This is a genomic window from Litchfieldia salsa, assembly GCF_900104555.1.
Lineage (GTDB): Bacteria > Bacillota > Bacilli > Bacillales > Bacillaceae_L > Litchfieldia > Litchfieldia salsa.
Genome location: NZ_FNJU01000012.1, coordinates 86326 through 98019, shown reverse-complemented (window position 1 = coordinate 98019; position 11694 = coordinate 86326). Strand labels below are relative to the sequence as shown.

Annotated in this window: 8 protein-coding genes; 3 read left to right on the top strand and 5 right to left on the bottom strand. The window is 36.8% G+C overall.

Annotated elements, in window-relative coordinates; translation table 11 throughout:
• Window positions 1–93 precede the first annotated feature (93 nt).
• The 5 genes from bcp to BLQ56_RS18820 form a co-directional block, all read right to left on the bottom strand.
• Complete coding sequence (gene bcp / locus BLQ56_RS18840) at window positions 94–567, bottom strand: thioredoxin-dependent thiol peroxidase (protein WP_090858101.1); 474 nt, start codon at window positions 565–567, stop codon at window positions 94–96.
• A gap of 57 nt (window positions 568–624) precedes the next feature.
• Window positions 625–1038: an ion channel gene (locus BLQ56_RS18835; RefSeq protein ID WP_386756436.1), complete on the bottom strand. Its 414-nt coding sequence runs from the start codon at window positions 1036–1038 to the stop codon at window positions 625–627.
• Window positions 1039–1120: 82 nt separating this feature from the next.
• Window positions 1121–1906, bottom strand: coding sequence for an ABC transporter permease (locus BLQ56_RS18830; RefSeq protein WP_090858099.1), 786 nt, complete (start codon window positions 1904–1906; stop codon window positions 1121–1123).
• A 3-nt stretch (window positions 1907–1909) separates the two neighbouring features.
• Window positions 1910–2701 (bottom strand): ABC transporter permease, encoded by a 792-nt coding sequence (locus tag BLQ56_RS18825; RefSeq protein WP_090858096.1) that lies wholly within the window; start codon window positions 2699–2701, stop codon window positions 1910–1912.
• A 109-nt stretch (window positions 2702–2810) separates the two neighbouring features.
• Window positions 2811–3824, bottom strand: coding sequence for an ABC transporter ATP-binding protein (locus tag BLQ56_RS18820; RefSeq protein WP_090858093.1), 1014 nt, complete (start codon window positions 3822–3824; stop codon window positions 2811–2813).
• 153 nt (window positions 3825–3977) lie between these two features.
• On the opposite strand from BLQ56_RS18820, the gene BLQ56_RS18815 reads away from it, so the two are divergent.
• The 3 genes from BLQ56_RS18815 (at window position 3978) to BLQ56_RS18805 (ending at window position 11641) form a co-directional block, all read left to right on the top strand.
• Entirely contained in the window at window positions 3978–5273 is a 1296-nt protein-coding gene (locus BLQ56_RS18815) for a glutamate-1-semialdehyde 2,1-aminomutase (RefSeq protein ID WP_090858090.1), read from the top strand.
• Between the two features lie 341 nt (window positions 5274–5614).
• Window positions 5615–10087 carry a glutamate synthase-related protein gene (locus tag BLQ56_RS18810; protein ID WP_090858088.1) on the top strand — a complete coding sequence of 1491 codons (4473 nt, stop codon included), beginning with the start codon at window positions 5615–5617 and terminating at the stop codon, window positions 10085–10087.
• A 480-nt stretch (window positions 10088–10567) separates the two neighbouring features.
• Window positions 10568–11641 carry an FUSC family protein gene (locus tag BLQ56_RS18805; protein ID WP_090858085.1) on the top strand — a complete coding sequence of 358 codons (1074 nt, stop codon included), beginning with the start codon at window positions 10568–10570 and terminating at the stop codon, window positions 11639–11641.
• Window positions 11642–11694: the final 53 nt, after the last annotated feature.

Below are 11694 nucleotides of genomic sequence, written 5' to 3'. Positions count from 1 at the left end.
GGTGGTGGAACCTAGGTCAATCCAGTCCGAACCTTACCGGACTTCGGACTAGACTAGGGAATCCTAGGTCAATCCAGTCCGAACCTCTCTGAGTTATACTGCTGTCTCTTCTTTGATAAATTCCAATGCTTCAACAACATGACCTTTCACTTTAACTTTACGCCATTCCTTTACTAACTTTCCTTCGGAATCAATAATGAATGTGGAGCGTTCGATTCCCATGTATTCCTTGCCGAAGGTTTTCTTAAGTTTCCATACATCATATAATCCTGCTACGTGATGGTTATCATCTACTAATAGCGAAAATGGTAAGTCATGTTTTTCGATAAATTTTTGGTGCTTTTCTACCGGATCAGGACTGACTCCTAAAATGACAGCATTAAGATCTGCGAAGCTTTCATATTGATCTCGAAAATCGCATGCTTGGGTTGTACATCCAGGAGTCATGTCTTTTGGATAAAAATACAACACAACATATTTTCCTTTTAAATTTGATAAACGTACAGTTTCACCAGTGTTAGAAACTAGTTCAAAATCAGGCACAAGATTTCCTACTTCAATAGTCATTAATTTTCTCTCCATTCTGTATCTTTTATTTAAGCGTACAGAATTTAACACCAATATTCAACTTTCGTTTCTTTCAATGTTTATAACTGTTTTAACAACAAACGCCATTGGAATTGTATATCCGATTAGTGCCTCAACAATTGCAATCCATCTTCCAACACCAATCGGGGTAATATCACCATACCCGACTGATAATAGAGTTATTGCACTGAAATACATGGTTGATTCAAGTCTTTCTGTAAAGACGCCTGAAACTGGTAAACCATCCTCATTCAAGACAGGAAAATTATTTAGATCCAAAACCATATAAATGATTCCAAAACCAATCAAAACCGTAACATACACCAAAAACAGCAAGACAACGTTTTCGATAGATATATATTGTTTTTTACTAACTTTTGTCATAAATAGCGAACGGATACTTGATATAAGTCCAACAATCGTGATAGCAAGCAAAAATAAAGGGACCAGTTGTCTCACCTCATATATTCATTTATAAATATATACGAAGAGGTTGGCCAACTTATCCCTTTAACTATAATATGAAGTTGTATTAGTTCCCTGCCCCGCGATACTTTGTAACTCCAAAGTTCCACAGCACAACCGCAAAGATAAAAAAGACGATCCCAATTACAGGAGTCATAAACGCATAAACATACCATTCCGTTTTTCCGAGAAAGTATGACGCTGGATAGACCCCAACAAAGGCAAAGGGAAGAATCCAGGTTAAAGTGAAACGAATCACTTTATTGTAAATATCAACCGGATACCTTCCATAATTTCCGATATTATACATCATTGGCATAATTGAGGTTCTTGCATCTGACCAAAAGCCAATACTTGCAAGCATAATAAAGATTGAAGCATACACGAGTGCCCCACCTAAAACCAGTACGACAAAAATGATTGGATCATACCAACAAATTGTTAAACCAAGATTGGTCCCCGCATAAAACATAACAACAATACCAGTAATGACCCCAAATAATGATTCTAACTCCATACGTTCCAAGATAATTTGAAATAAGCTATGGATTGGTCGAGTTAGAATTCGATCCATCTCACCTTTTACAATATAGCGATCATTAAAATCCCAAATATTAAAAAAGGCAGAAAAGAGTGCATAAGGTACTAAGAAAAATCCATAAATAAAGATGATTTCATCCCTTACCCAACCATTTAGAAATTGGGTGTGACCAAAGACAACAAGAATGAAAATGAGGTTTACTCCCTGAAAAAGAAGATCCGAAAAAATTTCTACAACTAAATCGGCTCGGTATTGCATTCGAGTTTTCATATATTGTCCGACATATTGGAAAAACATTGATAAATAGAACATACTTCACCCTCCTTGCACAATCAGTTGTTTTTTTGCAAGCACCCATAACGCTTGAATCGGTACAATTAAAATAACAACCCAAACCAACTGAAGAAACAGTGCATTAAGAATTTCTTGTCCTTGAAACCCTTCAGTGAAAATCATACTCGGAATATAACTAATCGCTTGAAAGGGTAGCAATTTCATTACATCTTGAGCCCAGATTGGATAAAAGCTAATCGGTAACAGCAATCCTGAAAATAAATCAATAATAACCCTCTTGGCGCGAATTAACCCATCATTATTAAAAAGGAAAAATGTCATGATTCCTGTTAGTAAATTGATTTGAGAATTAACAATAAAGCTGAGAATAATGGAAAAAGCGAAATAACACCAGGTTATAATGCTAGTTGCAAAACTGAGTGGAAAGATTAAACTAACAATCACCATCCCAGGTAGCGAGAAAAATAGAAGCCTGAAAACCCCTTCTCCTAGTCCTTGCATTGTTTTCATACCTAAATAGTTATATGGCCTTATAAGTTCAATTGCAACCTTTCCATCCTTAATCTCTTGTGCGATTTCACGATCAATATTATTAAAGTAAAATGCCCGCGCCATCCACGAAACCGCAATATATGTTGTCATCTGAATAACTGACATTCCTTGTATTTCTTCCTTGCCACCATAAATGGCTGTCCATAAAAAATAATATGCTCCAATGTTAATACTATAAATAAGAATTCCACTGTAATAGTTCGTCCTATAAGCGAGCATCATTAAAAACCGAATTCTAATCATTTCAAGATACTTATCCATTTAAATTTCCCTTCCTCGTCATACCTGTCAACGAAATTTCAATCTAACCAAACGTTTGTTTAGTATTAAACTAATCCTTAATCAAACGTTTGTTTAGCATTTATTCCATTTATTTAACAGCTATCCCTTCTTCATAAATATTTCTTATGATTTCTTCGGTAGAAACTTCATTAATACTGATATCCTTTATTTTGTGCGATGCTACTACACGTCCAATTAAATCAGACATCACGTTTTCATCATTTCTTACATTAGCAACCCAAATAAACGGTCTTCCGGGTTGTACCCATTCTACTTCCAAGCCAGCAGTTAGGTTCTCAATGTCAACACGCTTAATATCTTGACTGAATAAGAATTGAATTTGTTTACCTTCTCCCCAATTCCTTCTTAGTTGACCTAACTGTCCATCATATATAATTTTACCTTCATCTAACATAACAACTCTTTCGCATAGTGCCTCAATATCTGTTAAGTCATGAGTTGTTAGCAGAATCGTTGTTTGGTAGCGTTCATTCATTTCTTTTAAAAATTTACGGATTTTCAACTTTACAAGTACATCTAGCCCAATTGTCGGCTCATCTAAAAATAATAATGGAGGATTATGCAAAAGGGCAGCAGCTAATTCACATCGCATTCTTTGTCCAAGCGATAATTTTCTTACTGGTTTATCAAGTAATGGACCAATATCTAAGGATTCAATTACATGTTCCATATGATTTTTATAATCCTCATCTGATACTTTATATACTTTTTTTAACAAACGAAACGATTCTTGAACTGCAATATCCCACCATAACTGTGATCTTTGGCCAAATACAACACCAATTGTTTGTGCGAACTTCTCTCGATCCTTATGAGGATTCATTCCATTTACAGTTACGACTCCTGACGTAGGTGTTAAAATGCCTGTTAGCATTTTGATTGTGGTTGATTTACCTGCACCATTTTCCCCTATATATCCAACCATTTCACCTTGTTTAATGGTCAAAGAAATATCATCTACAGCCCTAAGAATCTGATAGTTTCTTGTAAATAAATCACGAAAAGCCCCTTTCAACCCTTGCCTACTTGAATAAGATTTGAATTCTTTCCTAAGCGACTTTACCTCTATAACATCTTTCATTATTAAGACCTCCACTTTTTCACCATAAAGACTAGTTTAATCGAAATTACAACACTGTTACAACTCATATCATTTTCATTTAACTCATTCTTTTTATAATTTACCTTCAATGCTAAAATAGGAAAAGCGATGAAAACAAGGAGGACTACCTAAATGAACTTTTCAAAATCCGAGCAATTACATAAAGAAGCATTAGAACATATTGTTGGTGGTGTTAACAGTCCATCAAGATCCTACAAGGCTGTTGGGGGAGGCTCCCCTGTTGTAATGGAAAGAGCAAAGGGAGCTTACTTTTGGGATGTTGACGGAAATCAATATATTGATTATCTTGCCGCATACGGACCTATTATAACTGGACATGCACACCCCCATATTACAAATGCAATTAAAGAAGCAGCAGAGAACGGGGTACTCTACGGAACCCCTACCCCACATGAAATTAAATTTGCAAAAATGATTAAAGAAGCAATGCCAAAAATGGATAAAGTACGCTTTGTAAATTCAGGGACTGAAGCTGTAATGACCACTATACGTGTAGCACGCGCCTATACAAAGCGTGATAAAATTATTAAATTCGCTGGTTGTTATCACGGTCATTCCGACTTAGTCCTTGTAGCTGCCGGTTCTGGCCCAGCAACTCTCGGTACCCCAGACTCAGCTGGAGTCCCAAAAAGCATTGCACAAGAAGTGATTACAGTTCCTTTCAATGATATCGAACCATTCAAGGAAGCTATTGAAAAATGGGGACCAGAGATTGCAGCTGTTCTCGTTGAACCGATTGTTGGTAATTTTGGAATTGTTGAACCAAAGGAAGGGTTTCTTGAGCAAATTAATGAGCTAACACATGCTGCTGGTGCATTAGTTATTTATGATGAAGTGATTACAGCATTCCGATTCATGTATGGTGGGGCCCAAGACCTGCTAGGTGTTACCCCTGACTTAACTGCTTTGGGGAAAATTATAGGAGGAGGCCTACCCATAGGTGCTTATGGCGGTAAAAAAGAAATTATGGAACAAGTAGCACCACTTGGCCCTGCTTATCAAGCAGGTACAATGGCCGGAAACCCCGCGTCCATTCTTTCAGGAATTGCTTGTCTTGAAGTTTTACAAGAAAAGGGTCTGTATGAGAGATTAGATCGATTAGGAGCAATGCTAGAAGAAGGAATTACGAAGCATGCCAAAACTCATAACATCCCTATAACCATTAATCGTCTTAAAGGTGCTCTTACGATTTACTTCACCACTGAAAAGGTGGTCAATTATGAACAAGCAGAAAATACAGATGGAGATACATTCGCAAAATTTTTCAAACTAATGCTTGAGCAAGGAATTAATTTGGCACCATCCAAATATGAAGCATGGTTTTTAACTCTAGCACATACAGAAGACGATATTATTCAAACACTTGAAGCAGTCGATTATGCATTTAATATACTAAAAAATTCATAATTATGCATTTAAAGAACAGATGGACTGTCAACTACATTCATCTGTTCTTACAAAGTTATAGAAAACGCTTACACTACGGTTATTTTGCGACATTATTCTAAAATCGGAAATGAATACCATATCCATCTCATTGAATAATGAATTGATTTTACATTATTAATATGATAAGATAGGTTCATACATTTCTGAAAATTTGTTCTTTTTTGCCTTATATTGTTAATTAAGAAAAAATTAGATAGAGAAAAATCTTTTTAGGGGGTGGAGGCTATACAAAAAGGAAATTTACACTAGGGTACATTAAGTATCCATTGTAGAGTAACTTCCTTTTTTATGCCGCTTTAATGGAAAAAAACTGGAGTCCAAGTCTATTTAAAGAATTTCATCGTCAAGAACATGATGCATGTGGAATTGTATCTGCAATTGAAAAGAAAAGAGTTCCAACGAAAGCAAATATTGACGCTGTCATCGATGCACTTGTCAAAATGAATCACCGCGCTGGATTTATTAATGGGGAAGGTGACGGAGTAGGAATTCATATCGATATTCCAAAAGCTCTTTGGAAAGAAAAGCTACAAGTATCTGGACAAAGTGCTGAATTAGTTGATCGTAAGGATTTCACAGTAGGTCATTTCTTTATTAATAGAAACGCTAACTTTGAACAAATCAAAGAAACGTTACAACAACTTTTTAGTGATAATGGTTTAACAGTTATTTATGACTCAATTAAAGTTACAACATCTAGTGCACTAGGTCCAATTGCTACTCAAGAGGAACCTACATTCTGGCAAGTTGCATTGATTCCTAACAACGAATCTCTTAATCTAACTAAAATTCTATTTGATCTTACAATAGAAGCTGAAAAAGACTCGAACATTCATGTCGCTTCATTAAGTAACCACCATGCAGTATACAAGGTTCTTGGTGCTGGAGACATCTTACCAAAGTTCTATCACGATTTAGCTAATCCACTTGTCGCATCTACAATGACATTAGGACACAATCGTTATTCAACAAATACTCTATCCAACTTCTTCCGTGTACAACCATTTGCTGTGTTAGGTCATAACGGAGAAATTAACACTATTTCAAAACTTCGTGATGAAGCAAGAATGATGAATGTTCCTTTAACAGATGGTGGTAGTGATTCACAAGATTTAAGTCGTACAATTGAAACACTTATTTCTCGTGATGGTTACAGCTTGTTTGAAGCAATGGATGTTTTATTCCCACCTATCGTAAATGAAATTAAATCATATCCTGAACACTTGCAGGATCTATATACTTATATCCGTGAGGCATGGGGACATTTTGCACAAGGTCCAGCTGGGATCATCTCAAGATTTGCTGATGAAGCCGTTTTTAGTGTGGATGCTCTAGGTTTACGTCCTCTTTGGAAAATTGAAACAGAAACAACTTATTTATTCTCATCTGAACCTGGAATAATTCCTTCTTCAGAATATGTTGCAGAACCTAAACCACTTTCTCCTGGTGAAAAAATTGGTTTGAAATGGTCTGATGATGAAAATATTAATGTATACGAGTATTCAACATATCAAGAAGAAGTATTTCAACGCTTCACAAACCGTATAAACTTTGAAAACTATCGCACTCGTTTAGCAACACCAAGCATCGAAAAATCAGTTACAATGTCTTCTACAGCAAAGGTTCATAATGGCCTATATGCTGCATTTGGTTGGGATCGCGAGAACATTCAACTTCTTGAGCAAATGGCTGAAAAGGGTGCTGAACCGATTCGTTCACTTGGACATGATTCACCACTCGCAGCAATTGATAATGGTAGAAGAAATATTGCTGATTTCATTAAGGAAAGTGTAGCTGTTGTAACAAACCCTGCAATTGACCGTGATCGTGAAACAGAACATTTCTCTACAAGAACAGTTATCGGAAAACGTCCATCACTTGTTGAGCGTGTTGAAAAAGATCTTGTTATGGAACTCTCTTCTCCTTTACTGATTGAAGGAAATCTTGGTTACGAATGCTCAAGTCAAACAGCACAACCTTCTTATGACCAGGTTGTTGAGACATTTAATAAAGAAAAACTAGTACACTATTTATCTGCAACTTTTACAGAAGATGAAACTCTTAAAGATGCACTTGCTAGATTGGCGGATGAAGCAAAAGAAGCTGTTGAGCAAGGTAAAACATTAATTGTGATTGATGATGCAACTGCCCATAAAAATGGCCAACTTTGGATTGATCCACATTTAATTATCTCGGCTGTTGATCAAGCATTAGTCTCTTCTCACTTAAGACGTGATTGCTCTTTACTATTACGTTCAGGTGCAATTCGTTCATTACACGATATTATTCTTGCTTACGGATTAGGTGCAAACATTATTAGTCCTTACCTATTGTTTGCTACAGTTTCTGAAGACACGATTACACCTGCTACAAATCTTTATAACTCTTTAATAAAAGGTCTTGAAAAAGTTATTTCTACCCTAGGAATTCACGAACTACGCGGTTATGCAAGATTATTCTCGAGTATCGGATTAAATGATGAAATTGCAGACTACCTAAAGATTGTTAACTTCTTAGGTTCTGAAACTGTAGACTATAATTTCGAATCACTTAAGAAAGACGCGATTGAAAGAGCAGTTGATTTTGAAGACGAAAAAGCTCGACCAGGAAAAAGCTTCCACCTCTTCCCTCGTATCTGGAAGGCAATTGGTGAAGTATCTCAATCTGGTTCATATGATGGCTATCGTGAAAAGCTTACTGAGCAAGAGGAAAATAACCCAACTACCATTCGTCATTTAACTGATATCAAGAAATCTGATAAGCCAGTTTCTGCTGACAAAGTTAATATCGGAGTTGGTGAGCATAGCCTACCATTTATCATTTCATCTATGTCATTTGGATCTCAAAACGAGATTGCTTTCCGTGCTTACGCTGAAGGTGCAGAACAATTGAACATGATTAGTTTAAATGGTGAAGGCGGAGAGATTAAGGATATGCTAGGCAAATACCCACGTACTCGTGGCCAACAAATTGCTTCAGGGCGATTCGGTGTAAATGCAGAGCTTTTAAACTCTTCTAATCTTCTAGAAATTAAAATTGGTCAAGGTGCGAAGCCTGGTGAAGGTGGTCACTTACCTGGATCAAAGGTTACTGCAAAGGTTGCAGAAGCTCGTAATGCAACACTAGGGTCAGATTTAATCTCGCCTTCAAATAACCATGATATCTATTCGATTGAAGATTTAGCACAAATGATTGCTGAATTAAAAACAGCAAACGACCAAGCGAAAGTAGCTGTTAAAGTTCCAGTTGTTCCAAACATCGGTACAATTGCAGTTGGTATCGCAAAAGCTGGTGCTGACGTTATTACGATAAGTGGATTTGATGGTGGAACAGGAGCTGCTAGAATTCATGCACTTCAATATGTTGGTCTACCAGTAGAAATCGGTGTGAAAGCAGCACACAATGCCCTTTTAGAAGCTGGACTTCGTAATCAAGTTGAACTATGGGCAGATGGTGGAATTAAGAGTGCACTAGACGTTGTAAAAATGATGTTATTAGGTGCAAACCGAATTGGTTTCGGTACACTATCAATGATTGCAATTGGCTGTACGACTTGTCGTGGCTGTCACCTTGACACCTGTCACGTTGGTATTGCAACGCAAATCGAGTCAGAAGCACAAGCAAAAGAACATGGACTTCGTCGATTCGTTCCACGTCAATATGATTTAGCTGTAAAAGGGTTAGTAAATATGTTTACTGCTTTTGGTAACGAAGTGAAAGCTCTAACAGCATCATTAGGACATGACAACCTTCAAGACTTGGTTGGACGTTCAGACTTGTTAGAACAAACTAGAGGTCTTGAATCTATCGATTTAAGTTATCTACTAAAACCTCTTGAAGTGAAGCAATTTGCACAAAAAGAAGTTGCTGCAAGTGTTGAAGATCCGCAGTTATTAGTAGCTGTTGGTGCTGAATATCTTGATATAAATGTAGATGAACTACAAACATCAAGAGATTTTACTACTGTCACTTCTGAGCAACGTGTACTAGGAAGTCGTGTTTCCTGTCATCGTGTAAGAGGACGCTTGGATGGTTCGTATACAAAACTACCAGACGTTAAATTACGCTATCAAGATGGATCTATTCCTGGAAATGGACTAGGAGCATATAACACTTCTGGTATCGATATTCACGTTGATGGTGGAGCACAAGACGGAATTGGTAAAACTGCATTTGGTGGTAGCATTCAAATCTACAAATCAAAAGGTAAAGATGGTAACTACTATAATGGTTCTGTAGGTAAAGGATTTGGTTACGGAGCTCAAAAAGGACTATTGCTAGTCCAAGGTAACGCTGATGCTCGTGCCGGAATTCGCTTATCTGGTGCAGATATGATTATTGGTGGCCAATTAACAACACCTATCCCTGAAAAAGAAAATGGTAACCTAGGTGTAAATGCTAATATTAAAGGTTTTGCTTTCGAATATATGACAAACGGTCGTGGCCTTGTTCTTGGAGACCCAGGTCCTTGGATCTGTGCTGGTATGACTGGTGGAGTCGTTTACCTTCGTCACCAACCAGAAATGGGACTTACAAAAGCTGCAATCGAACGTCGTATTGCAAAGGGAGCAAAAGTTTCCATCCAAGCTCTATCTGAAAAAGGAAAGCTTGATGTTCAAGAACTATTAACAGCATTTATTAACGGTTTAGTAGAACATGGACAACAGCAAGAAGCAGACGAATTAAAAGTCTTACTTGCTAATCCAGAACAACACTTCTTCCAAGTCATCCCGACGAAAGAACAAGCAGATCCATCTGTATCTACTGAGTGATCAACTAAAACCAAAACATCCCTATTCATATTGAATAGGGATGTTTTTTTATTGATTCCAACTTACTTCGGGTATCTATTTCTTGTTTAGTTACTCTACAAGATGCTCCGCTCGACTTTCGCGCACCTATCTCTTGTTTAGTTACCTTTCACATTGCTCCCAACTCGACTTCGGGGACCTATCTCACCATTAGTTACTCTACCATTTGCCTCGCTTCGACTTCGGGCACCTATCTCGCGTTTAGTTACCTTTCCCGATACTTTCAACACGACTTTAGGCACCTATCCCACAAGGATCATCCCATCAAATTGGACTCCACCAATAATCTTACTTCACAGGGTAATTTTGTTTGTCACAAAATGTTGGAGAAATACCCCTTGAAAAGAAATGGAAACCAATGTATAGTACAGTATTGTTTCAATTATTTTTGAACAGGATAGATAAGTAATACGTAGTTAAAAAGAAAGGAATTTTTCATATATGAAAATTGGTGCCCGTATTTTAAAAACAGGCATAGCCATCACTCTAGCACTAATACTTGCCAATGTTCTTGAACTGTCCGCACCTGTCTTTGCTGGAATTGCTGCGGTTTTTGCCATTCAACCTTCAATTTACCGATCATACTTGTCGGTATTAGAACAATTTCAAGCTAATATAATTGGTGCTGTATTCGCGATCGTGTTTGTTCTAGTCTTTGGGAATGATCCATTTATTATTGGATTAACAGCCATTCTGGTGATAGGAATTAATATCAAGTTAAAAATTGAAAATACAATACCTGTCGCGATTGTAACAGTCATCGCTATTATGGAAAATCCGGGTGAAGATTTCATTCAATTTGCTCTTCTTCGGTTTTCAACCATCATGCTTGGGGTTTTATCTGCTTTTATCGTTAACTTAGTTTTTCTACCACCTAAATATGAAAGTAAATTGTATGGGAAAATTGATGAGATCACTGAGGTTATTTTTAAGTGGATTCGCCTTAATACAAGGCAAGCGATTGAACACCATACATTAAAAGCTGAAATTGAAGGCATAAAAGATCAACTGACGAAACTAGATCAATTATACTTACTATATAAAGAAGAACGAAACTATTTACAGAAGTACAAGAAGGCAAAAGCAAGGAAACTAGTATTATTTAGACAAATGATTATCTCCACTAAATATTCACTTGATACATTAAAAAAATTGCACCGTTTTGAGAATGAGTTCCATCGGATGCCACTCGAGTTCCAACAAACACTTATTAAGGAAATCGATGATATGATTCATTTTCATGAACAGCTTAATCTAAAGGTTATTGGTAAAATAAAAACACAGCTTGTTACGCACGAATTAATTAAGGACTTTGAATTTGATCGTAATGCAGTAATTGATACCTTTATTTCACATCAAAAGCTGTTAGATGACGAATCCCAAAAGGACTGGTATCAACTATTATCTCTCGTCTCTTCTATCATCGATTATTATGATCAACTCAATCACCTTAATGTATTGATTGAAAGCTACCACAGCTACCACAAAGATGATGACAGACTCACGGTAAAATAAAAATGGTCGTCCACCTTCTTCTGAATTACAAAGACAAAACTCCTACCATCATA